Source organism: Syntrophus buswellii (assembly GCF_046097065.1).
Taxonomy (GTDB): domain Bacteria; phylum Desulfobacterota; class Syntrophia; order Syntrophales; family Syntrophaceae; genus Syntrophus; species Syntrophus buswellii.
In genome coordinates this window covers 730,350-754,586 of record NZ_CP175563.1, presented here as the reverse complement: position 1 = coordinate 754,586, position 24,237 = coordinate 730,350, and the positions used below count along the sequence as shown (strand labels likewise).

The window sequence follows — 24,237 nt, the reverse complement described above, 5'->3', positions numbered from 1 at the left end:
TGCTATCCTCTGGAGAGGACATCGCTGACAGCAGACTTCAAGGTCATGAGGGTGAAGGGTTTTGTAATCGCCTCCTTGAAACCGAAGTCCCTGAAGGATTGCACAATGGGGTCATTGGAATAGCCGGTCGCAATAATGGCTCGAACATCGGGATCAAACTCCAGCATTTTCTGAATGGCCTGTTTCCCGCCCATGCCCCCTCGAACGGTCAGATCGAGGATGACCAGATCGTAGGGCCGAGCGGTCGTTTTGGCGTCCCGGTACATGGCAACGGCTTCCTCCCCATTTTCGGCGGTAACCACTTCATAACCAAGGTGGTTCAGAATCTGCCCCATGACCTGTCGAACGGTTTCCTCGTCATCCATGACCAGAATCCGCCCCTGGGCACCGCCCGGTTTTTGATCGACATCTTTCAGGGAAAGAACCTTTTCTTCAATAGACGCCGGAATATAAACGGTAAACCGGGTCCCTCTGCCGATTTCTGTCGAATAGGTGATCAGACCTTCATGCTTTTTGATGATGGAATGGCAGATGGCCAGCCCCAAGCCCTTTCCCTTGATATTGCCGAAGGACTTCGTCGTAAAATACGGATCAAAGATTCTGGAGCGGTCCTCTTCCGGAATGCCCTTGCCGTGGTCCTCCACCGACCATTCCACATAGGCGCCTTCCTTGAGCGCAGGATTTTCTCCTTTCATGATGCGGATGTTTTCCGCCCGTATGGTGACGATTCCGCCTTCGGGCATGGCTTCCCGGGCATTTCTGACCAGATGGAGAACAACCTGCTGCATCTGTCCTTCATCGATCAGTGCAGGCCACAGATTTTCTGGAAATTCAAAGGAAGACTGGATGTTGGAACCGCTCAGAGCAATGCTGGCCGATTCCCGGAGAAGACGATCCAGCATGTGAATCCTCTTGAGCGGCCCTCCTCCCTCGGAAAATGTAATCAGCCTTGAAGTCAGCTCCCGGGCCTGGATGCAGGCCGCCTCCGCTCGGCTCAATTCGTTGAAAATCTGGTCATCTTTCTTGCTGATCATTTTCACCAGGGTGATGGTCCCCATGATCACGGCCAAAAGATTGTTGAAATCGTGGGCGATTCCTCCGGCAAGAATCCCGACGGACTCAAGTTTGTGGACCCTGGTGATTTCCTCGTCGATCCGTTTGCGGTCCGTAATGTCATGGATGACGGAACACAGATGCAGCTGTTCATCGATATGGATCGGGCCGACGTACACTTCGACATCCCGGACCTGGCCATCGGCCAGACGATGCTGGGAATAAAAGTGATTGCTCGTGAACTCACTCTCCCGATTTCTTTCAAAAAACTCCTGCACCTCCGTCAGCGTATCGATATCCGTCACCTTCATCCGCCTCATCATTTCCCGGCTGCAATGGTAATATTGGCAGGCCGCGGGATTGGCATCGACAATGAGACCTGTTTGGGGATTGGTCAAGAGGATGACGGTATGATTGTTCTCAAAGAGAGTCCGGTATCGTTCCTCGCTTTCCCGCCTTGACGCTTCCGCAATCTGGTACTTCCGGATCTCTTCGGAGAGCGCCAGGTTGGAATTCTCCAGTTGAACCGTGCGCTCCTGAACTCTCTGCTCAAGGTGTTTTTTCAGGATTTCCAGTTCGGAATTCTTTTTCCTCCATTCGTTGAGCATTTCCACATATTTTAAAAAGACGCTTTCATTTTCCTCTTGCGTCAATATATTGTCATTCTCCAGGTGCCTCACCCGGATGGCCATATCCTCAATCTGGCGTTGCAGAGCCTGAATCGTTTTATCCTTCGACTCGGTTTCGTTCATCTCAGAACCATCCGTCCTTTTTCATCTGTGCAATCTGCGCTTCCACTTCATCCATGATAATTTCCAGAGCCCGTTCCTTGATCTGGAGCCGATTCAGGCAGAATTCATAAGCAGGGACATCGATCAGGCTTGTTTCTGAAAATCCGACCTTTCGCAGCTGGCAGGCGCAATTCGCAACATAAACCGTGTCGGCCATCAGAAGAGCGGGGGCCGCATCTCCCGCTTCGGTGCTTTCCGCCGTTCCGATGACGCGGCATAACTCCTCGGGAAAGTTCCAGTTTTCCGCCAGCATTTTCCCAATGTCTTGATGGCAATAGCCCAGAACATCCCGTTCGGCTGAGAGCAGATCGCTTTCAGTTTTTTCCTTCGTCGCCAGAATGGAGAGAAATTCGTCATGCAAAAACTTTTCTTCCACGATAATCCCGATGTCATGAAGAAGGCCGGCCGTGTACACCCCTCCGCCGCTTTTTCGAAATTCGCGCCGGTAAAGAAGTTTACCGCAAAGGGCAACCCCGATGCAATGCTCCCAGAGCGCCGTCCGGGAATAGCCGTATGTCTTCCTTCCATTGTCCTGGAAGAGCTCGAAAAATTTCTGATTGAGGGTCAGTTCCACAATGGCGTCAAATCCGACGAAGATGATGGCATCCATGATGCTCGCGATACCCCGGCGCATTCCGTATAACGCGGAATTGGCCCGGCGGAGCACGTTGGCGGACAGGGGCGGGTCTATTTCGATGAGATTTTTCAAGTCCGTGACGCTGGAATCAGGATTATTAATGACTTCAATAAGTTTAACCAGGGTGGTTTTTAAAGAGGAAAGGTTTGACTTGTTGACGAGCAGCAGCACTTCTTCAAGGGATTTTGACATAAGCTTCAAATGCTCCGTTTAGAGTCATGGAAAGGAATGCCTGACACTCCCAAGCTAATCGAAACCCCTTCCTATTTCAAGGGAAATTGTCCCCTATCATGACATTTCTTATCAGCATTTTAATCTATTTCTTCTTTTCTCAAGACCACACGTAATCAAAAGGGAAGCGAAAGCTGCCTCCACCGCGAAAGGCAGCGGCGGCAGAAAGGCCGTTCGGCGGAACGTGCCACGCAGGCCTCTACATCGATGAAATATCCGTGCCGGTCACACCATCTATGCTCTCTCCGGAGCTTTCCCGCTTCAGGCGTTTCCGGAGGCGTTTTTTTTCTTTTCTTCATCACCGAAGCCCGCAGAAGAGGATCTTCGCCATAGTTTACCCTTTCAAAACCTTCAGTCCTCCCAGGATGGCAAAGTGGAGCTTATCTACATGATATGCCCTAAATTCTCAACATATTGTGTCTGTGTTACGGAAGTTTTTCTGATGAGAATGGATCGTTTCTTGACAGCCTTTCCTTAACTGTTGTATATCACTGCATTCTACGAGGAGGAACTCATGATTGTAAGACATCTGAATGACCCGGAAGTGCTTCAAACGACATATCGTGCCCATGGCGGCGGCATCGCCCGGATGATTCTGACCAGCCATTTCATGCAGGGCATTGAATTTCTCGCTTATGCCTATTTGCCCAAGGGGAATACGCTGGAAGCACACATCGATCCCGTTGAAGAGATCTACTTCATTCTTCAGGGCGGCGGGTTGATGCGTGTAGGCGATGACGAAAAGAGCGTAAAAGCCGGTGACGCCGTCTGGATCCCCGCCGGAGATCTCCACAGCCTGACCAACAACTCGGACGAAGACACCGTGGTCCTGGTCGTCGCCGCTTATCCACGTTGAGCCCTGAAGGGATCCGGCCATTGTCCGCCCGGGAACTTCAAATGAAACATCCAGACCGCCCTGAAATCAGCGTCGTCATTCCCGCGCACAATGAAGCCGCCAGTATCGGCGACATTGTCAAGCGCTCCTCCATCGTCCTGGAGGCCTGCAAATTATCCCATGAAATCATCGTGGTTGACGACGGCTCAGAAGACGATACGGGCGAAAACGCCAGGTCCGTCGGCGCCGAAGTGATCCGCCACCCATATCCCATCGGAAACGGAGCAGCCATCAAGACGGGCATCCGCAATACAAGGGGAAACATCCTGGTCATGCTCGACGCGGACGGGCAGCATGCCCCGGAAGACATCCCGCGTCTGCTGGAGCGGATGAACGCCTACGACATGGCAGTGGGCTCCCGCGATCGCCATTCAGCCACCCCCCTGCACCGGGATTTCGCCAATGCCGTTTACAACAAGTTCGCATCCTACGTATGCAAAAGGAAGATTGACGACCTGACCTCAGGATTTCGCGCCATAAAGGCGGTCATCGCCCGTGAATTCGTCTCCCTGCTGCCCAACACCTTTTCCTACCCGACGACATTGACTCTGGCGGTTGTGCGCTCCGGCTACAGCCTGACTTATGTCCCTATCACCACGGCCCGCCGCATCGGGAAAAGCAAGATCCGCCTTTTCAGGGATGGAGCCCGATTTCTTCTGATCCTCTTAAAGATCGCCACCCTCTTCTCTCCCATGCGGGTCTTTCTCCCGGTCAGCTTCTTCATGTTTGCAGCGGGGCTTGGATATGGTCTCTTCAGAATTTTGACTCTGGACGGACGCTATGGCCCCACCTCCGCCATGCTCTTGACCATGTCCGTGGTCGTCTTCATGGTGGGGCTGGTTTCGGAACAGGTGGCCCAACTCCGGTATGAACGCACGGATCACCGGAGCCCCCCGCGACAACAGCATAATACGGGAAAGGAACAAACCCATGAGCCTTGAAGAATCCGCCCCTCCCCTTGTCGAAACCATTTCTTCCGGGCTGGAGCCCCTTGCCCTGATCATCCGGGCAGAATATGACGAACCGGGCATCCGGTTTTTTACGCCTCCCACCTTTTCCCAGCAGGTGGCCTGCATGAAACATCCCCCCGGCCATACAATCGCTCCCCATGTTCACAACTTCCTCTTTCGACAGGTCATGTACACCCAGGAAGTCCTGATTATCCGGCGCGGCCGGATGAAGGTGAATCTCTTCTCTTCTGAGAGGGAGTTCATTGCCTCCCGGATTCTGGAAAGTGGAGATCTCATTCTGCTGTGCGGTGGAGGACATTCCTTTGAAATGCTCGAGGAGACCTCGATGATCGAGGTGAAGCAGGGGCCGTATGCCGGCGAGGAGGATAAGACACGTTTTGCAACCAGGGAGACGGACAATGATTCCCGTTAATGAACCTTTGATTGGAGCAAGGGAGGAGGAATACGTTCTGGAATGCCTCCGTACGGGGTGGATTTCCTCATCCGGTCGCTTTATTGAGAGGTTTGAAGAGGGATGGGCCACGTATTGCGGACAGAAATTCGGTATTGCCGTGAGCAACGGAACGACAGCTCTGCAGGTCGCCGTGGGCTGCCTCGGTCTGAAACCGGGGGATCTGGTTATCATACCGACCTTCACCATTATTTCCTGCGCCCTGGCCGTGATTTACAACGGGGGGATTCCGGTTCTTGCGGATTGTGACCCGAGGACCTGGTGCCTCTCCCCTGAAGGGGTTAAAGAGGCCGTGGAACGGGAAACAAAAAAAGGAAACGGCCACAGGCTGAAAGCCATCATGCCCGTTCATATTTACGGTCATCCCGTGGACATGGACCCTCTCGAAGAGTTGGCGGAGGCTTATTCCCTGGCGATCATTGAAGACGCCGCCGAGGCCCATGGCACGGAATATTTGAGCGGGCGCATGGGAAGCAGTCCGGCATGGAAGCGGTGCGGTGGACTGGGCGACCTGGGCGTATTCAGTTTTTATGCAAACAAGGCCATTACAACCGGTGAAGGGGGCATGGTCATCACCAGCAACGCAATCTTCGCCGAAAGGGCGCGTAATCTGCGCAACCTCTGCTTTCTCCCGGAGCAGCGTTTTCTGCATACTGAAGCCGGCCATAATTTCCGCATGACAAATCTCCAGGCTGCCATCGGGGTGGCGCAACTGGAACGGATAGAAGCCATCCTGGAGAAGAAAAAGGCCATCGGTAAAGCTTATTGCGAGCACCTGAAAGATATCCCCAGCCTGCAGCTTCCCGTTGAAGAGCCCTGGGCAAAATCGATCTACTGGATGTTCGGGATCGTACTCCACGAAGATACGGACATGAATGCCTCACAAATGGCACAGCGCTTGCGTGATAAAGGCATCGATACCCGGCCGTTTTTCCTCGGCATGCACGAGCAGCCCGTTTTTCAGCAGATGGGGCTTTTCGGGAACGAACACTATCCCGTTGCGGAGCGGCTGGCCCGCAGAGGGCTTTATCTGCCTTCAGGACTGACGCTCACGGAATCCCAGATTGATGAAGTTGCGGAAGCCGTAAGAGATATTTTGAGTTGAAACTCTGCGCCAACGGCAGATAAAAGACGGATCCTGGATCACGGATCCTAAAAGATTTTATTGTTTTCTTCCACATTTTGCCATGGGCAGCTCACCTTTTCAGAAAGACTATGCGGAAGCTTATGATATCCTCTATCAGGACAAGGATTATCCGTCCGAGTGCGATCTTATCGAAGAGATCTTCAGAAAATTCGCAGCGGGCAAGGTGCGGACAATTCTCGATCTGGGCTGCGGAACGGGCAATCATGCCATTCCACTGGCCTGCCGGGGATACCAGGTCACCGGGGTCGATCTCGCGGAAGACATGCTCCAGCAAGCCAGGTCAAAAGCGCAATTTCTGGCTCAAGAGCAAATAACCTTTCTCAGGGAAGATCTCCGCCGGTTCTCAATGCCCCGAAAATTCGACGCCGTCCTCATGATGTTTGCCGTATTGGGTTACCAGACAACCAATGAGGACGTTCTGGCGGCCTTGAACTCCGTCAGCCGCCACTTGAATCCCGGAGGGCTTTTCATCTGTGACGTCTGGTACGGTCCTGCCGTCCTGAGACAGAGGCCGGAGCCCAAGGAAAAGATCATCAGGACTGGAATGGACGAGATTATCCGGAGCGCATCGGGAACCCTGGATCCTTTTCGGCATCTCTGCGAAGTCCATTATCGCCTGAAGCACTTGAAAAACGGTCAGGTTCTCCAGGATACGGAAGAAAAACACACCATGCGCTACTTCTTTCCTCAGGAATTAGCCTTTTTCATTCGGCAGGCAGAAATGGAGCAAATCCACGTCAGCCATGTCGGGAATTTATCCCGTCCGCCAACGGAAGAAACCTGGAATGTCCTTGTAGCGGCAAGGAAATCGTAGCGGCTCGCGGATTGGTCATTCATGAAACTATGAATACAATTATCATTGAAGCAGGCCGTACGGAGAAAAATTACTGGGCCGACCTCTGGCATTACCGGGAGCTGTTTCTGGTTCTGGCATGGCGTGATGTCTCCGTGCGCTACAAGCAGACCCTCATCGGAATCCTCTGGGCATTCCTGAGACCTCTGCTGACGATGATTGTCTTCACGGTCATCTTTGGTCGAATCGCCAGACTTCCCAGCGACGGAAACACACCTTACGCTGTCATGGTCTTTGCTGCCATGCTGCCCTGGTCACTTTTTTCGAACTCCCTGACGGATTCGGCAAACAGCCTCATCAGCAACACAAACCTGATCAGTAAAGTGTATTTCCCCAGGCTTATCATTCCCGCAGCCACCCTGATCACATCCTTAATAGATTTTGCCATCAGTTTTGTCATTCTGATCGCAATCATGATCTATTATCACATTGTTCCCGACTGCCGCATCCTGCTGCTGCCGCTCTTCATCATTATGGCCCTGCTGGCCAGCCTGGGGCCCGGCCTCTGGATTACAGCGCTCAACGTGAAGTACCGCGATTTTCGCTATGTCATCCCCTTTGTGGTTCAATTCGGCCTTTACATTTCCCCCGTAGGATTCAGCAGCAACGTCATTCCGGAAGAATGGCGGCTGCTCTACAGCCTCAATCCCTTAGTCGGGGTCATAGACGGATTCCGCTGGTGTCTCCTGGGAGGGGAAAGCTCTCTCTATCTGCCCGGCCTCCTGCTCAGCCTTACGATCATCACCCTCTTCCTCTGGCTCGGCATCTCCCGTTTTCGCAGGACGGAGAAAACCTTTGCCGACCTGATTTAGGTTCCAAGGATCATGTCCGACATCGTCATTCGGGCCGAAAGGCTCGGCAAAAAATATATCATCGGCCGCCACGCCCAGAACGACTCCTATCTCGCGCTGCGTGACGTGCTGATGAAGAACGCCAAAAGCGTCTGGAGCAAAACCAGAGATCTTCTCCGTGGGAATCCCGTCATCCAGGGAGATGCCATGGAAGAGGTCTGGGCGCTCAAGGATGTCAGCTTTGAGATCCAGCGCGGAGAAGCGGTGGGCATCATCGGCCGCAACGGAGCCGGGAAAAGCACGCTGCTGAAGATACTGAGCCGCATAACCGAACCTTCGGCCGGACGGGTTGCCATTGACGGCCGGGTTGTAAGCCTGCTGGAAGTGGGTACCGGGTTTCACCCGGAGCTGTCCGGGCGGGAGAATATCTATCTGAACGGCACCATTCTGGGGATGACCCGGAAAGAGATCAAGCGTAAGTTCGACGAGATCGTAGCGTTTGCAGAGGTGGAAAAATACCTGGACACGCCGGTCAAGCGATACTCCAGCGGGATGTACGTGCGCTTGGCCTTCGCTGTGGCCGCTCACCTGGAGCCTGAAATCCTGGTGGTGGACGAGGTTCTGGCGGTGGGGGATCTGTCTTTCCAGAAGAAATGCCTTGGAAAAATGGAAGACGTTGCCAGAGGGGGCCGAACCGTATTGTTTGTAAGCCACAACATGGGGGCAATTCAGATGCTTTGCAGAAAGACCATGCTTCTGAAGAACGGCAGCCTCGTCATGATCCGCGATTCCGGAGACGCTATTGCTCAGTATCTGTCCGACAGCCGGAAGGATCGCGAGGGACAGATAAGACTGGCCCCAACGGGATCGGATGCATTTTTCACGGGGATTTCCATCCGGAATTCGTCAGGAGAGATCTGCAGTGAGATCGACGTCTCCCGGTCCTTAACGATTTCATTTGAATATAAAATCCTTCGTCCTATTAGAGGCTTAGAGGTTTCTTTTTCATTGTTCAACCAATGCGGCTCCAAAATTTTCTACTGCCCCCAATCCACTTCAATCCGTCATCATAAAAATGAATACCCCCCGGGGGAATATGTCGGTTCCGTTGAAATCCCCGGAAATTTTCTGGCACCGGGAAACTACACAATCACGGCCGGAATACATCAGCCCAACATTCAATTGTTTGATGGAAGACAACATGTCATTGGCTTTCAGATTGTTGAGTGCGGATCTCAGCATTATGCCTTTGGTGGACAGGACATAGGATCTGTGCTTGTTGATTTTCCGTGGATGATTCGTTGCCTGTCTGACGGTGAGAATGTATCGTTCAACTGAGTGCAGATCGCATGACCATCATGAATTTATCACTTTTGCAGAAGACGTTGAACGATGCTCTAAATTATTGGCTTTACGGAAGTGTTTCTGCGGACACTTTCAGGCATTCGCTTGTTGAAAAATGTTTCCTTCGTGTCACGCCTCTGCTGGACTGTGTAAAATCCTTTCAGCTTTGCGGAGTGGCTCTGAACATCCAGAATCTGCAAATCTATCGAGGACATGTATCATCTCGACAATATGCAGAAACATTAGCTGTTTTTTTTCAAGCCTGGGAGCGGCATATTCCCAAGACGAATACCAGCCAGACGACTGCCTCTTCAGGAAAAGATTACGCTTCATGGTTCAATGAGGGCGGATTTAAGCCTCATTACCTTCCTGTGCACATGCTCCATCGCATTCTTGATGAAGCGGGCGGGATCTTTTTCAAAAGGGCAATTGTTCACGGCAGCGTTGCCACACTGGAGGATACCATCGGTTTCAGTGATATGGACTTGGCATTTGTCGCAAAAACATCCGTACTCAAAGACCCGGCAGCCTTGCTGCGGCTTCGCAACCTGGCAAGAGAAATATTGACACTGACTTATGCCTTTGATCCCTTCATGCATCACGGCCCTTACTACATCCCCGAAATTGATTTGGCATGGTACCCGGAAGCCATGTTCCCTTCAATACTCTTTGGCTATGGAGTTGATTTGCTTGAACAAAACGATGCTCTGGAGATCTGGGCACGAGATTCCACCGATGTGTCAGATCAGATGCTGGACCTGTTTAAAGATTTCTTTCAGAGACGGGCTTCCAATCCGAACCCATTAAAAGACAGCTTTGACATTGAATGGGTGTTAGGAAGTGCCATGCTCTTGCCAACCCTTTATTACCAGAGACTTACAGGCGCCTTTCTCTTCAAGCGAGATTCTTTTCCGCGAACAGAACCCGACTTTTCTCCCGAAGAATGGGAACCCGTCAGAACTGCGACCGATGTGAGAGCAACACTGGGACCGCGCCCCAGACCCGATCGAACGCTCCTGTGGGCTTCACGCCTGCTCCGCTGGCCCTTTCTATTGCAGGAGTGGGCCAAAGGTCATTCTTCTAGTGCGCAACGGGCTCGGGAAGTACAGCATAAAATCGGCATGGATTATCCCGCAAGAGTTTTAAAGCTGCTTGAAGCAATGCAGCAACGCCTGACGCCTGAACGGACGGAATCCTGCCGGAGCTCAGAAGGAAACGTTATCCAGCAGGAGCCACATTCCTTGAGCAGCAATTTATTCCAGGGATTGGCCAATGGCCCTTTTATCGACATCCCGCGGAAAATGGTGCTCTCAAGCTACACCAGAACCGCCGATTATCTCGTCAATCATTGGGGAAAAATGCTCAAGCCTCCTGTTGCAATCTACCAGATAGGCCGTATCGCCGCCCCAGGGATATCCGATCTTGATTTCATCCTGGTTTATGGGGACAACACCATCCAGGATTGGCAGCAATACCAGCCGGAGTCCTTTCCGGAATGGATCCGATGCCGCTTGACCCATGCGCCCTATATCTGCCCCGAAAGCTCATGGGCGGATCTTCCTTGCTGGTACCCCATCTTCAATATCAGGCATCTTTGGGGCGATACGTTGGCACCGCCGTCAATGCCGGACGGCGATGCTGCAGGCGTATACTTAGGAATGCTGGTTGATTATCTTATTGTTAAAATACCCGCTGATATCCTCTGGATTGCGTGGACCAAGCCGATCAGGCTGCGCATTTTGCTCTGCATGCTCCATAGCCTTCAATATACATATCAACTGGCGGAAAAAGCCAATCTGCCGGTTCCGGATGACTATAAGGAGTATGTGTCGCGTATTGACAATTTGAGGGCTACCTGGTTTGATCTCCATCAGGAGCGTTTTGCTATGCTTGAGGAGCTCACAGAGAGGGTCTGTGAGCTCGCCGGTTACCTCATTGCACTCGTCGATCAGGTCCTATCAGAGCAGGCCTCATCAAGCGGAACATCACCATCTGCTCACGGCAAAAGCGATTCCAGGTGCGTCTCACCTTGGCAATACAAAAATGCGCTTAATATCGCAGCCGCATCGCGATGGATTTCAGATGCCATTGATTGGCCAAATCCCGCCAGCTTCCAGAATGTCCTTTCTCTATATGCATCTGTTTCACCTGCCTTGAGAGATTATCTGGAAGCACAGGGGTTTAATGTCAGGAGTGATTGGAATGGAGGGCCCTGGGGAAAAGGCCTTAAGCTCCATGCCAAGGCAATGGTCGATTACGCTGAAAAAGCCCTGGCAATGGGGATTCCTCCGCAGAAATATATCGCGCTGGGCTATCCGGGAATAAACACGAACCGCCCACTTCAGCTGAAAAGGAATCTTTCTAAACTCATTAAGATGTTAAGATAAGAAAAAAAGAATGTTGAATGAAGGAAACGTCGTCATCAACTGCGGGAGAAACACGCCACCTCAACATGGATCGTACAAGGGTTCTCATTTTAAGGCCGGATAACATCGGTGACGTTTTGCTGTTCACCGGGGCGCTCCGGCACATCCGCAATCTTTATCCTGAAGCGCATATTACACTGGCCGTGCAGGCACACATTGTCAATCTCGTCGAATTATGTCCTCACATCGACGCCTGTGTTCCTGTTGATGAGCTAACGTGGCGGGGGAAGGTTGAACATAAGGGCTTCACCGTGAAACCGGAAATGGAACGCGCCATCACCATTGCCAACAAGCTCTGGAATTTCTTTTACAGGCCCTTCGACATCGTTATTTATCCCGTCAAGTCCCCGCAAGTCCCTCATCTGAGAATTATCGACTGCCTGAATGGGGGAAAAACCTTTGGAATGACCGGCTGCAACCTCAACGCCCCGGGGAAGGGATATCCGGAAACATTGAAACCCTCTTCGCTCTTGAAAAAACAGCTCGATGTTTCCACAAGCGATCCCTGGGTACACGAACTTTTGATTACATTGGACTTTCTCGTTTTTATGGGATGCGAGGCCATCTCCCTCGATGACATCAGGCCTGAATTCTGGCTGGACGATTCAGAAAAAAATCATCTTCATGGATTACAACGGAATGGACGGAATGTCATTGGGCTGTTTCCCGGTGCTTCGCATAGGGAAAAACGCTGGGAGTCGCATAATTATGGGGAGCTTGCAAAACGTTTAGGCCAACAACAGATCTATGTTATCTTCGGAAGCTCCGAGGACAGGGAATTGGCCAAGCAAGCGGCGCTCTTTATCAAAGCAAACTGTGAGAATGCTGAAATTCTGGACTTCACAGGACAATCGACGCTTCGAACCTTGGTGAAAACCATCATGTCCTGTGATCTGCTGATCAGCATGGATACATCGGGGTTGCACATGGCCGTCGCTGCCGGCGTTCCGGCAATCGGCATTGTCGGTGGCGGTCACTTCGGCAGGTTTGTCCCTTGGGGAGATCCTGCGAAACATATCTTCCTGACGAATAAAACGGGATGTTTTCACTGCAACTGGCAATGCATTCATGACGAAGCAGAATGTATCACAGGAGTGTCTCCTCAAGAAGTTGCCATGGCTGCATCAAAACTGTTGAATTATGAATGGCAGCAGAGCTGACAAGACCAATGGATTGATATGTGTAAGATATAAGATGCAACCGTTCACCTCCGATGGCACAATCATCGTCTTACCGAAATGTTTGTATCCGCAGGCATCAGATATGCAGACATATTCCCAAAATGAGAATGGCCGCCTTTAAATGATCAGTGTAATTACCCCTGTCTATAACGGAAAACGGTACATTGAATCCTGCGTTATCAATGTGATCGAACAGGCATGTCGAGATGTGGAACATATTATCGTCGATGGCGGTTCAACCGATGGCACGATTGAAATCATCAAACACTATGCGGAACATTATAAGCACATCCGCTGGGTGTCGGAGAAGGACAGGGGACAGTCCGACGCCATGAACAAGGGAATCCGAATGGCCGACGGCGATACTCTCGGGTTCCTCAACGTGGACGATTATTACTCTCCGGGTACGCTGCAGAAGGCGATCGACCTGATGAAAACCCTTCCGGAACCTTCCTTACTCGTGGGCAACTGCCACATGTGGGGTGAGCATGGGAAACTTATCGAGACAAACAAACCGGCGCATCTCGACCTGACGCAACTTCTATCGGCAGAGGTATCCGTATTCCCTTTTCCCGTTAATCCATCAGCTTATTTCTATTCTCGATCTTTGCATGATATCATCGGTTTTTATGATATCCGTGAACACTACACCCTGGATCTGGATTTCATCCTCCGGGCGGCGATGCATGTGAAGCCCGTTTACGTTAATGAATCGTTTGGCAATTATCGGTATCTTCAAGGGACAAAAACCTTCGAGGACATGAAAAGGGGTTCTGGCGATGTACGGTTCAGACAACTGATCAAGAAGTATCGCCAGAGGCTGACCCCGGCGAAAAAGTTCAAAGTTTTTTATTTCATAATCTTAGGAAAGTTCTTCAAATTTATCCGTTATGACCCATGAATGAAGATCTTCTTGCGGGTTTTTCCGCCCTAAAATCAGTCCTCAGACAAACATTTACAAGGGGATATATTCCCAGGATTTTCGCCATCGGATTGACGAATGTCTGCAACCTGAGCTGTCCCCTGTGCATCACAGGACTGAAAAGGCAACAAAAGAGCAAACAATTCATGACCTATGAATTATTTACCTCGATCATTGACAAAATCAGAGAGTTTCATGGCCTTGTCCAGCTATACAAATGGGGAGAAAGCCTGCTGCACAAAGATTTCATAAACATTTTGGAATACTGCAATGTATATGATTTAAATACCGAGATAAGCAGCAATCTGAGCCTTCCAAACATTGATGAAAAACTGGAGGCCATGGTTCGATTTCGACTGAAACATTTAATTGTCTCTTTCGATGGCATCAACCAGGAAGATTACTCCCGGTATCGAATCGGGGGAGACTTCAATCTCGTCCTCTGGAATTTAAACAAACTATCGGATTACAAGAAGGCCTATAATAGCGTTTATCCCGTTATTTCATTACAATATCTTCGCAATAAATATACGACCAATCAAATCAAAGTAATTGCTGAGAATTATACGAAATGGGGAGCGGACAGGTATTATTCCTGCGATATGACAACCGTATTTAAAGACAGAGATACTGCCAGGGCCTTTCAGTGGTTTTCGGAAGAAGAAATCGCCAGACGCAAATATCTCGATGTCAATTTTTCGATGCTGGGAAAGAGATGCCCCTTTTTATACGATTACCTGATTGTTGAACAAGATGGAAGCATCCCTCCGTGCTGCTGGTGCACGGACCCGGCGGATGATTTCTTCCAGTGGGACAACACGATGACGATCCAGCAGATGTACAACACGGACAAATTCAAACGGGCGCGAAGAATGTTTCAAGACAGGAAGGCCGAAGAAACGCTCGTGTGCAACGACTGCAGCATTTTTCTGACCTATAGGATGCAGAAGAATAAATAACGAGAAAAAATCCATGTCCAGATCGCCTTTTGTATCGATCATTATCCCTACTTATAACCGGGCACAGATGCTTCCCGTAACATTGGACAGCTTTCTGGCTCAGGATTATCCGAGTGACCGTTATGAAATTATTATAATGGACAACAATTCAACGGATACAACCCGGGAGATCGCTTCTCATTATGTCGACAACTCGGCCGTTCCCGTAACATACCTTTTTGAACCTCGCCAGGGGGTCCATTATGCGCGAAACAGCGCGGCACAGAAGGCAGGGGGCGATATCCTGTACTTTACAGATGACGATATGGTAGCCGATAAGGCTTTACTGAGTGAGTTGGTCAAGGTGTTCGACCTGTTCCCCGAAGTCGGTTGCGCAACCGGCCTTATTCTTCCCCTGTTTAAGGAAGAACCGCCGGCCTGGATCCGCCGTTTCCTTTGGAATCATTACTTGAGTTTGACGGAAATGGACAGACCTGAGGAACTGATTGTCTCAAAAAACGATCTTGTGTTCAGTTGCCATCAAGCTATTCGACGTGAGCTTTTTTTCCAGGCAGGCGGTTTTAACCCCGAAAATACGGCCGGGGTTTGGATCGGTGACGGAGAAACAGGCCTGAATATAAAAATAAAAAATCTAGGCTATAAATTTGCGTACACATCTCATTCGATCATATATCACATGATTCCCCAAAGCAGAACCACGCTTGATTATCTGATCAAGAGAATAGGCAACCAAGGATTTTGTGATTCCTATACCGATTACAGGAAGCATAGGGAAAGAGGCCGGATTATCCCATTAATGATCAGAAGAAATGCAATAGATTTCATAAAGGCATTATCTGCTACGCTCGCCAAGGTAGCAGCAGGAAAACTTTCATGGCATTTTATACCGGCCAGGATCATGTATTTTCACAAAAGAAACGTCTACGACTTAAAATTGTATACAAATGAAAATTTTCGAAAGGCTGCGGACATTGATAATTGGATAAACAATGACTGTTTAATAAATGATGGGTGCGTCAGGACAATTTCCAGATAAAACAAAGGCGGATCGACCACCACAGACGTCCAGATGGCGCATAAGGAGGCGTTCTGGACCATAAAATCAGGTGGATTCGTGAAATAGCGGGGAAAATGACCAGAAACCGGTAAAAATCACAGGTCTTGATCGTGATGGAAACCACAGAGGAGAACGATCAAGGATGTTCCCAACAACCTGATTTGTATTTCATTGTATTAAAATTAATAGCCATAGAAGAATGCTTGTCTTGAAATGATTAAAAGGGCAAGCCACCTAGATTCACAAAGCATGGTATTTATTTAATAAAAATCAAATGGCACTTTGTTGTGCAGGCTCATGATATCGATATCGATTGACGGACTTTGACGTGACCTTGAAAAAGATCAGCAATCGAATTATCTGGCATTTCTTTTGCTCTATTACCGAATCGTCTTAATCAGTCAGTTCTTTATGAGAAATGAAAATCAATTCATCAGAAAAGATTGGGGCTATGATTAAAAAATTCAGAGCAAAGAGCGATAAAAAAGGTTTTACGTTGATCGAACTCATGATTGTCATCGCGATAATTGGCATCCTTGCAGCCATTGCCATTCCGCAGTTTTCCAAGTATCGGGAGGCTGGCTTTGTGGCCTCGATGAAGGCGGATGCCAACAGCATCAGGAATGCCGAAGAAGCCTACTTTAATTCAGACAACGGCGGTGTGTACACAGCGACCGTAGCTAACCTTTCAGCTTATGGTCTTAACAGCCTTTCTTCCGACAATACGGCAACGATCACGTTAACAGCTGGCCCTCCCGCAACGTATAAAGTGGTGGTTACCTCTACGAAGACAAATAAAACCGTCACCTTTGATAGTTCAGTCGGTGAAATTACGGCCAACTGACCACCATGACCGGCACGCGGATCACCGATTGATGAAAATATTTCCAATATGGAACTGATCCGATGCCAATTTGTCAGCTGACGAATCGCTGACTTTTTTGCCGCCATTACTACCAAGCCTGAATCGGATTGCTCCACAACGGCATCCAGTCTATCATAACAAAATAATTACTTCGTAATCACACTCCATATTTGCTCCGCCTGTTCCAGTTCCGGCGAAGAAGTCAATGGTATTATTATGAAAGAGACATTCTTGGGACTCTTAAATTTTTATTTCCCGTGGATTGTTGAACCGTTCAGTACCATGATAATAAGACCATCTTTCTTTTTCAACGGTGAGCCAACTACCGCTTCAGTAAAATGTTTCCAGCCATGCCACGTTTGGAGGCAAATTATCTCATGGAGTCATCTTGAATACATATCTGGATCAGGATAAACTCAAATCATCACGAACAAAAATAGGCATCTACCTGGGCTCTGAACCAGAATCCGGGGGAATGTTTCAGTACGGCCTTTCCATACTGGATGCTGCGGCTTCCCTGCCGAAAGATCGATACAAAACGATCATTGCCTGCACAACGGAGCGCTGGGAAGAACATCTCAAGTTTCTGGGCCTTGAGCATTTCCGGATATCACAAAATCTTTTATGGCGCATCTTCAAGGGCAAGGGGTGGCTCCTTTTAAACCTGCCGATTTCTTTCTGGCAGCGAGCGTTCTTCAATTTCAATCCTGCCTTTTCCCGGCGCCTGATTGAGGAAAGCTGTTCATTGTGGATCTTTCCTTCGCAAGATACCTGGACATATCTCCTTCCGCTTAATTCTTTGGGAATTATTCATGATCTGATGCATCGTTATGAAAGAAAATTCCCCGAAGCTGCCGCGCCACTGGAATATCTGCGTAGAGAAAAGCACTATCGGGCCATCTGCAAATACTCCAGGGGCATCCTCGTCGATTCCAACTGCGGGGGGAAACAAGTCATGGAATCCTACAAGGTCCATGCAGATCGTATCCATGTCCTGCCATACGTCCCACCGGGGTATATAAATTCGCAAGGCCATTCCATAAACTTTGATACAAAATATGAACTGCCTCGCAAGTTTTTCTTCTATCCGGCCCAGTTCTGGGAGCACAAGAATCATCACAACCTGCTTGCAGCCTTAGCCGGCCTGAAGCGCGAAATCAACGACATTCACCTTGTGCTGGTCGGATCGGCAAAAAATGCTTACAAAAAAACATTGGAATATCTCAATTCGATGGATCTTTCCAACAATGTCACCATCCTCGGCTACGTCTCCAGCGAAGACATGCCCGAACTTTACCACCGGACGCGAGCACTCATTTTTCCATCCTTTTTCGGCCCAACGAATATTCCTCCTCTGGAAGCATGTGCCACGGGATGTCCCATGGCCGTTTCAAATATCTACGGCATGCCCGAGCAGTTAGGAGATGCTGCTTTGTTTTTCAATCCAAACGCTGTAGATGAAATGATGAACGCCATGAAAAGATTATGGACCGATGACGATTTATGCAGACAGCTCAGCAGAAACGGAAAAAAACGGGCGGCCTTGTGGAATCAAAATTCATTCAACGGGAAATTCCAGACAATCATCGAAGATGTAGCGCGAACAGCTGACTCATGAAAACCGATCATCCATTCTTCAGCATTATCACCGCTTCACTGAACTGTGTCGACACGATCCGGGATACCATTGATTCCATTGCAGAACAAACATTTTCACAACTAGAACATCTCATCATTGACGGAGGTTCAACGGACGGCACCCTGGCTGTAATCAAGGATGCGGCCCGGTACCATCGAATATCCTACCTTTCAGAAAGAGATGACGGAATCGCCGATGCCTTGAACAAGGGAATCCGTATGGCAAAGGGACAATATATGTTGGTCCTGCAGGCAGATGATCGGCTTATATCCCGCGATGTCTGCGAAAAGGTTTATCCTGTTGCTGTCGGTCAAACTTATGATATTGTCAGTTACCCCGTTTTAAAAATTGGTCAGAACGGAAAGATGACTCCTTTCAACCCCATAAAAACACCTTGGTGGTATCACTTTAAAACCACATTTCCTCACTCAGGGGCGTTTGTTCATAAACGGGTTTTTGAACGGATAGGCGGCTTCAAAAAAGAGATTTCCATTGCTTTGGACTATGATTTTTTTTACCGGGCACTTGATTCGGCAAGCTGTTCCGTACTGATACAGTCTATGCCCGCCGCTGTCATTGGCTGCAATGGTGTCAGCAGCAATTCGAATTATCTGAGAAAACGGCTCAGGGAAGAACATCTCATTCAGAAAGCGAACGAAAAAAGGCTTATGTGGAAATTTATGCAACTGATCTTCAGGCAAATCTATGTCCCTTACAAGCTTACCTCAACCAGAAGAAAGCTGCCGTCACGTTAAAGACCCCATGATTCTCAGCCCCATGCCTACCGGTAACGGCGCTTTTGTCCTGCACAAAATGCTCGAATCAGGGATTAAAGGGTATCGTGTCTGCCCCTACTCTCCCATGCGGGAGTTTTTCCCGACCACCCTCCCTTTTTCATTAAAGGGCCGAAAGCCTTCCCTGATTCACACCACGTCGGATTACGGGATATTCTTCCGCCGTCCGGGGATTCCCCTAGTCCTCACACTCCACAGTTTTTTTCTAGACGCCATGATGATGCCTCACAGCACCTTGATCCAGCGCATTCATTATAAAACCGACCTGCGCTGGTTCACCCGCGCCTCCTTAAAAGCAGCCGACACGATCACCGCTGTCAGTCGGTTTCTGGCGGAAAGCGCCCATCGGGAGCTGGGAGTTACCCGGAACATTCAAGTGATTTACAACGGCATCGACACGGCCGAATTTTATCCGGCCAACAAGAAACCTGCGGGGAAGGGAATCCGGATTCTTTTTGCGGGGAATCTCCACCGACGGAAAGGGGCCTTTCTTCTCCCCGCCATTTCCCGAAAGTTGAACCCCGGCATCACCATCGGGTATACCCGCGGTTTAAGATCGAAAACACCTCTTCCATCCGTCTCCGGCCTGATAGATCTGGGAAATGTTCCCCTGAAGGAGATGCCTGAACTCTACCGGCAATACGACATGCTGCTTTTTCCTTCTGTCCGTGAGGGGTTTGGTCTGGTTCTCGCCGAAGCGATGTCTTGCGGGCTGCCGATTGTCGCATCCAACACTTCGGCCATCCCTGAACTCGTCATTGACGGCAAAGGCGGCTTCCTCTGTGAACCAGGCCATTCCGATGCCTTTGCGGAAAAGATCAACATGCTTGCCGAGATGCCCGAACTGCGGCGGGACATGGGAGAATTCAATCGCACCCGTGTAGAGCAGTACTTCACCCGAGACCGCATGATTCGGGAATATGCTAAACTTTTTGACACGATGCTTGACCGCGGTACTCCAGGGTAACCGGTTGAGGCACTACCCCGTGTCAAGACAAAAATCAGGCTCCTACAAGGAGCATTGGCACGCCTGCTTTCATCCTGTTGTGAGGAAAGTCATCTCGGTCGCTCACCGGCTGCCATAATCTTTTCAATCATCCCCTTGTATCTCTCCGCAATAATATCCCAGTCGTACCTTTCCCGAACGAAAGCCCGGCCTTGGCGCCCCAGTTCAATCCTCACATCCTGATTATTGAGCAGAAATTTGATTTTTTCCGCCAATGCCGATTCGTTTCGTTGCGGAACGATGAATCCCGTTTTTCCATCGCTCATAATATCCCGGATCGCCGGCAGATCCGTTGCGACAACACCACATTCACATCCCAGCGCCTCAACCTGGACCAGCCCGAAACCTTCCTGGTCTCCATCTGCAGCAATGATCGAGGGAAAAACCACAATTTCCGACTTCTGGTAGAGTGCAGGCAGATCCTGGTTCCCCAAGGATCCTAGAAAGGTGACGCTCGAATGCAGCCTCAAACGTTCCGCTTCTTTTCTTAGATTCTGCTCTTCCGGGCCACTGCCGACAATCAGCAGACGGGCTTCAGGATGGTCCTGCAATATGGCGGGCATGGCTCCAAGCAGATAAATCAGTCCTTTTTTTTCCACAAGCCGTCCGACAAACAGCAGCTGTCCGGGAATTCGCGCAGCGGAATTCGGTGGCGGAATAAAGGTTTTTTCAAGATCGACACCCATCGGAATGACATCGGTGATGAGTTCGCGGCTTCCCAGCCGCAGCACCTCTTCCTTCATCGCCCGGCTGACCACCGTGAGCCCTTGGGTTCGGGAAAGGACGAAGCGTTTCAGAATCCGGAACAGGCTCCCCTTTAAAGCAAACAGATCCCCGCCATGAGAAGTGCACAGGATCGGGCATTCCGCTCCTGCGCACTTCCGCGAAAGAATCGCCGCAAAACCTTGCGGAAGCAACCAGTGTGCATGGATTGCTTCATAATGGCCTGACTTGAGCAGTCGATATAGTGCGGCCAACTGGCCGGCAAGGAAAAAAGGGACCAGAAGAAAACGCCGGGGATGCTGCTTCAAACTGCCAAGAATACCGCCCTCGTAAGCGAGCTTTTCTCCCTCCCCCCAGAAATAACGGAACCGGAACACTCGGATACCGTCCATTTCCTCAACTTCTTTCGTCCCAGGCGCATGTGGTGCAAGAACATGCACGGTAAAATGGCGAGCCAGCCGCCTGGACAGCTCATAGACAAAGGGGGGTTCCCGATCTCCCGACCATCTGGGAAAGGTCGAGGTCAGGACAAGGAGGGTGGGATGGATATTTTGCATCAACGTTCAGTACTGGTGATCTTTCATATATTATCCAACAAATAAGTTATTGTGCCATCTCACTGCTGCCCCAACGTTGATTTTTGAAGATGCCGTAACTCATTAATACAAAACACGTTAACGTGTAAAATGACATTGTGGCAAGCCTGAGAGCAACCCAATCAAAACGTTATCCCCCGGGGGCATCCGGGGAAAGGTTCCCCGGAACACCGTGGCCCGTGCCAGTCGGATCATCCAATAATTTCATAAACTGCATATCCGTGAGATGCATATAACAACTTTGTACTGCTATTGAATGAACGTGCAAAGTCACATATCTGCACCTCTGAACAGTTCTCTTTTAAATATCGCTCGAACAAATCTATACGCACCAGCAGATGTGAGTATTTCTGGCTTTTGAAATAGCTTCTCAGTGATTTATCGCCACTTGATGTCTCGATCATTTCATTGATTGCCGTCATACCGAAGTAGCGGTCGTGGACATAGGCACGATCAAGATAATATCCCCTTCTTCCCATGTAAATTAAGCGAACGCAGGCGTTCTGAGGCAAATGGTCATTAATATACTTGATTGATTGATAACTATCCACATGACGCAATAAATACGCATCCCTTGTCTCATGATTTAATACATAGGGCATCGGATCAACTGACATAAAATAATTTTTCAAGTAGATCGAGTTCATCAGCAAACACAATATTAGAACAGAAAAGACCACTGACTTCAATCCATACTTCGCAAACAAGGGTCCATCCCATTTGAAGTTGAGAATGTTTCTCATTCCATGAACACACAGTATCGACAGGAAAGGCACGATGGGCAGGATATAGCGGATCCTTATAACCTCGGTAAAAAAGGCAACAAAGATCAGAAATCCTGTAAAGACTGAAAACAAAACAGTTTCCTTCCGATATTGACGATCCATAAATGAAAAAGGCAGAAAGACAATCAGGATCAGATTCAAAACCCCATCGAAGTATTGCGGGGAATCATCTTTGCCCTGGAAAAATATTCTCAGAGGCACAAGAATCGTTTCCCAGAAGCTTTCTCCATAGTACACGATTCTTGTCTGGAAAAGGCCGCTACTAGCATTTTCTTTAAGAGATTTAAGAACTTGTCCCCTAAAATCTGAAGCATTATGATGATACTCCTGAAAAATCCCGTCGAACAATGGATGGAAAGGATTTCCCGTTGAAACATAATTCATCATGTACCAGGGTGAGACGAAAAGTAAGGAGACGATGCAGAAGAGCGCTCCATATTTCAATGCCATCCCCTGCCTTCCCGTATCTCTGGCATAGATAAACACCACCATCATGTTCAGGAAGAAAAAGGCTATCAGAGAATTGTACTTGGAACCCAAGGCGAGTCCCATGCAAAGGGCGGAACAATAAAACCATTTTCCGTCTTCAAATTCAGAATCCCGCCATCGGACAAATGACAGCATACTCCCTGTGATAAAGAACGTCATCCCAAGATCGACATAAGCCATGGTTGAAAGGCGGAGAATGATGGGGGTGCTGACAAAAATCAACCCTCCCAGCAATGCCCATAGATGCCCGATTTTCCTATTCAAATGCCAATAGATAAGCAAACCGGTGCAGATACCGAATAGTAAATGGATGTAATTAGGAATGATGTCGTTATGGAAATAAAGGGGAATAGTGTAAAGCAGCTCAATGTTCATTGGGTAGTACGAGAATTCCGCCCAGGGAACATGAAAGAACTTATTGTGCAGCAGCCACAGTTTCGGAAGGGCAAGATGGTGAATCAGGGCGTCCCGGGCAGTTGGTGGAACGTTGCACAATAAAGTCAGCGGGATTAAAAAACATCCCAGGGAAGTTAATACCAGTGTTTCGATAATGCGGTTTAATTTCATATGGATCTGCACAAACAAAGGCCCTCGACCCGAACTCCGTCATCGCCTCAAAGATCTTTTCTTTCCGGTGCATTACCGCTGACCGCATTGCATGCCCGGCTGAACATCAAAAGTTCGGAAGCGGGATGAAACGTTAATTTTTCCATTCAAATATTTTTTGAGAAAATTCCCCGTAACGAAAAAGGGTGAGGAACTTCCTCACCCCTCTTCATCGGACTTCTTTCCTACGGCATGGTTCAAATCAGGAGTTCCCTTTGGTTAAACTCGGAAAGAATGGTGTTTCCATTATGACCGTCTTGGATGCTCTTCCATGACTTCGTATCGACAGTCCCCATTTAAGCCTGATTTTGGTCCTGCCAGTTTTAGTTCATCGTAGTCTGGCCGGTTGCACTGTTATAGGTAACCGTTTTTGCCGTCTTGGTTGATGCTATTGCAACTGAAAATGTGGCTGGAGGACCGGCAACTACCGTAATTGTAGGTGTATTTCCCTCGGAAGGCTGTGAATAACCGAAGTTAGCAAGATCAGCAGCAGTGCCTGTATATATGTTTTTATCCACGTAATATGCTTCCTCGGCAATCCTGATTGAGTTGGCATCAGATTTCATCGAGGCCTGATAACCACGCTCTCGATATGCGGAAAACTGCGGAATGGCAATGGCCGCCAGAATGCCGATGATCGCGATGACGATCATGAGTTCAATCAACGTGAAACCTTTTTGCCCTCTTTTCTTGGTAATTTCTGTCATCATAACTTGAATCTCCTTTTCTTTATTCAATTATTTGTTATTTTTTACAAAAATTCTAATATCTGCCCGTGACTTCTCCCAGCCCTGACACCACCTCCCTATCCTTCAAAATGTTCATTTTTTAAAATCAAATCGTATCATTATGAACTGACTGCCTATAAGAGCAATGACTGTACCAGAAGCATTACATGAACATCACCAACCAGGGGAACTTAACAAAATAGAAGTTATTTCAAACCGTTATAAATAATAAAAATTTCAAAAGGACCTTCGCTTTCTTATCAACAGTTTTGCCCTGACCTTCTCAAACAAAAAAGA

At 49.0% G+C, this 24,237-nt stretch carries 21 protein-coding genes; 16 read left to right on the top strand and 5 right to left on the bottom strand.

Annotated elements, in window-relative coordinates:
- Nucleotides 1-2: 2 nt before the first annotated feature.
- Complete coding sequence (locus ACJ77P_RS03425; RefSeq protein ID WP_367359668.1) at nucleotides 3-1,805, bottom strand: ATP-binding protein; 1,803 nt, start codon at nucleotides 1,803-1,805, stop codon at nucleotides 3-5.
- A 1-nt stretch (nucleotide 1,806) separates the two neighbouring features.
- Nucleotides 1,807-2,673: an HDOD domain-containing protein gene (locus ACJ77P_RS03420; RefSeq protein WP_408998979.1), complete on the bottom strand. Its 867-nt coding sequence runs from the start codon at nucleotides 2,671-2,673 to the stop codon at nucleotides 1,807-1,809.
- A 553-nt stretch (nucleotides 2,674-3,226) separates the two neighbouring features.
- Between ACJ77P_RS03420 and ACJ77P_RS03415 the strand changes: the two genes are divergently transcribed.
- From ACJ77P_RS03415 to ACJ77P_RS03340, 16 genes are all read left to right on the top strand, one after another.
- A complete protein-coding gene (locus ACJ77P_RS03415) occupies nucleotides 3,227-3,568 on the top strand; it encodes a cupin domain-containing protein (RefSeq protein WP_367359670.1) in 342 nt (113 codons plus the stop codon).
- Between the two features lie 41 nt (nucleotides 3,569-3,609).
- The gene (locus ACJ77P_RS03410) at nucleotides 3,610-4,548 is read left to right on the top strand and encodes a glycosyltransferase family 2 protein (RefSeq protein WP_408998978.1); all 939 of its coding nucleotides are present in this window, start codon (nucleotides 3,610-3,612) and stop codon (nucleotides 4,546-4,548) included.
- Complete coding sequence (locus tag ACJ77P_RS03405) at nucleotides 4,538-4,990, top strand: hypothetical protein (protein ID WP_367359672.1); 453 nt, start codon at nucleotides 4,538-4,540, stop codon at nucleotides 4,988-4,990. The genes ACJ77P_RS03410 and ACJ77P_RS03405 overlap by 11 nt, the downstream gene beginning before the upstream one ends.
- A complete protein-coding gene (locus ACJ77P_RS03400; RefSeq protein ID WP_367359673.1) occupies nucleotides 4,977-6,134 on the top strand; it encodes a DegT/DnrJ/EryC1/StrS family aminotransferase in 1,158 nt (385 codons plus the stop codon). Before ACJ77P_RS03405 ends, ACJ77P_RS03400 begins: the two co-directional genes overlap by 14 nt.
- 82 nt (nucleotides 6,135-6,216) lie before the next feature.
- On the top strand, nucleotides 6,217-6,990 hold the full coding sequence (locus tag ACJ77P_RS03395; protein ID WP_367359674.1) for a class I SAM-dependent methyltransferase: 774 nt from the start codon (nucleotides 6,217-6,219) through the stop codon (nucleotides 6,988-6,990).
- A 29-nt stretch (nucleotides 6,991-7,019) separates the two neighbouring features.
- Complete coding sequence (locus ACJ77P_RS03390; RefSeq protein WP_367359675.1) at nucleotides 7,020-7,841, top strand: ABC transporter permease; 822 nt, start codon at nucleotides 7,020-7,022, stop codon at nucleotides 7,839-7,841.
- Between the two features lie 12 nt (nucleotides 7,842-7,853).
- Entirely contained in the window at nucleotides 7,854-9,158 is a 1,305-nt protein-coding gene (locus ACJ77P_RS03385; RefSeq protein WP_408998977.1) for an ABC transporter ATP-binding protein, read from the top strand.
- An 11-nt stretch (nucleotides 9,159-9,169) separates the two neighbouring features.
- Entirely contained in the window at nucleotides 9,170-11,551 is a 2,382-nt protein-coding gene (locus ACJ77P_RS03380; protein ID WP_408998976.1) for a hypothetical protein, read from the top strand.
- A gap of 443 nt (nucleotides 11,552-11,994) precedes the next feature.
- Nucleotides 11,995-12,750, top strand: coding sequence for a glycosyltransferase family 9 protein (locus ACJ77P_RS03375; protein WP_367359679.1), 756 nt, complete (start codon nucleotides 11,995-11,997; stop codon nucleotides 12,748-12,750).
- A gap of 142 nt (nucleotides 12,751-12,892) precedes the next feature.
- Complete coding sequence (locus ACJ77P_RS03370) at nucleotides 12,893-13,672, top strand: glycosyltransferase family 2 protein (protein ID WP_367359680.1); 780 nt, start codon at nucleotides 12,893-12,895, stop codon at nucleotides 13,670-13,672.
- The gene (locus ACJ77P_RS03365) at nucleotides 13,669-14,652 is read left to right on the top strand and encodes a radical SAM/SPASM domain-containing protein (RefSeq protein WP_367359681.1); all 984 of its coding nucleotides are present in this window, start codon (nucleotides 13,669-13,671) and stop codon (nucleotides 14,650-14,652) included. The genes ACJ77P_RS03370 and ACJ77P_RS03365 overlap by 4 nt, the downstream gene beginning before the upstream one ends.
- Before the next feature lie 13 nt (nucleotides 14,653-14,665).
- On the top strand, nucleotides 14,666-15,688 hold the full coding sequence (locus tag ACJ77P_RS03360; RefSeq protein ID WP_367359682.1) for a glycosyltransferase family 2 protein: 1,023 nt from the start codon (nucleotides 14,666-14,668) through the stop codon (nucleotides 15,686-15,688).
- Between the two features lie 472 nt (nucleotides 15,689-16,160).
- Nucleotides 16,161-16,553: a type IV pilin protein gene (locus tag ACJ77P_RS03355; RefSeq protein WP_367359726.1), complete on the top strand. Its 393-nt coding sequence runs from the start codon at nucleotides 16,161-16,163 to the stop codon at nucleotides 16,551-16,553.
- A 409-nt stretch (nucleotides 16,554-16,962) separates the two neighbouring features.
- Nucleotides 16,963-18,192: a glycosyltransferase family 4 protein gene (locus ACJ77P_RS03350; protein ID WP_367359683.1), complete on the top strand. Its 1,230-nt coding sequence runs from the start codon at nucleotides 16,963-16,965 to the stop codon at nucleotides 18,190-18,192.
- Nucleotides 18,189-18,968: a glycosyltransferase family 2 protein gene (locus tag ACJ77P_RS03345; protein WP_367359684.1), complete on the top strand. Its 780-nt coding sequence runs from the start codon at nucleotides 18,189-18,191 to the stop codon at nucleotides 18,966-18,968. The genes ACJ77P_RS03350 and ACJ77P_RS03345 overlap by 4 nt, the downstream gene beginning before the upstream one ends.
- A 22-nt stretch (nucleotides 18,969-18,990) precedes the next feature.
- Nucleotides 18,991-19,974, top strand: a complete 984-nt coding sequence (locus tag ACJ77P_RS03340) for a glycosyltransferase family 4 protein (RefSeq protein ID WP_367359685.1) — start codon at nucleotides 18,991-18,993, stop codon at nucleotides 19,972-19,974.
- A gap of 89 nt (nucleotides 19,975-20,063) precedes the next feature.
- On the opposite strand, the gene ACJ77P_RS03335 is transcribed toward ACJ77P_RS03340, so the two are convergent.
- From ACJ77P_RS03335 to ACJ77P_RS03325, 3 genes are all read right to left on the bottom strand, one after another.
- A complete protein-coding gene (locus ACJ77P_RS03335; RefSeq protein ID WP_367359686.1) occupies nucleotides 20,064-21,293 on the bottom strand; it encodes a glycosyltransferase in 1,230 nt (409 codons plus the stop codon).
- Nucleotides 21,294-21,523: 230 nt separating this feature from the next.
- Nucleotides 21,524-23,173 (bottom strand): ArnT family glycosyltransferase, encoded by a 1,650-nt coding sequence (locus ACJ77P_RS03330; protein WP_367359687.1) that lies wholly within the window; start codon nucleotides 23,171-23,173, stop codon nucleotides 21,524-21,526.
- Between the two features lie 362 nt (nucleotides 23,174-23,535).
- Nucleotides 23,536-23,922: a type IV pilin protein gene (locus ACJ77P_RS03325; protein ID WP_408998975.1), complete on the bottom strand. Its 387-nt coding sequence runs from the start codon at nucleotides 23,920-23,922 to the stop codon at nucleotides 23,536-23,538.
- Between the last annotated feature and the right edge of the window lie 315 nt (nucleotides 23,923-24,237).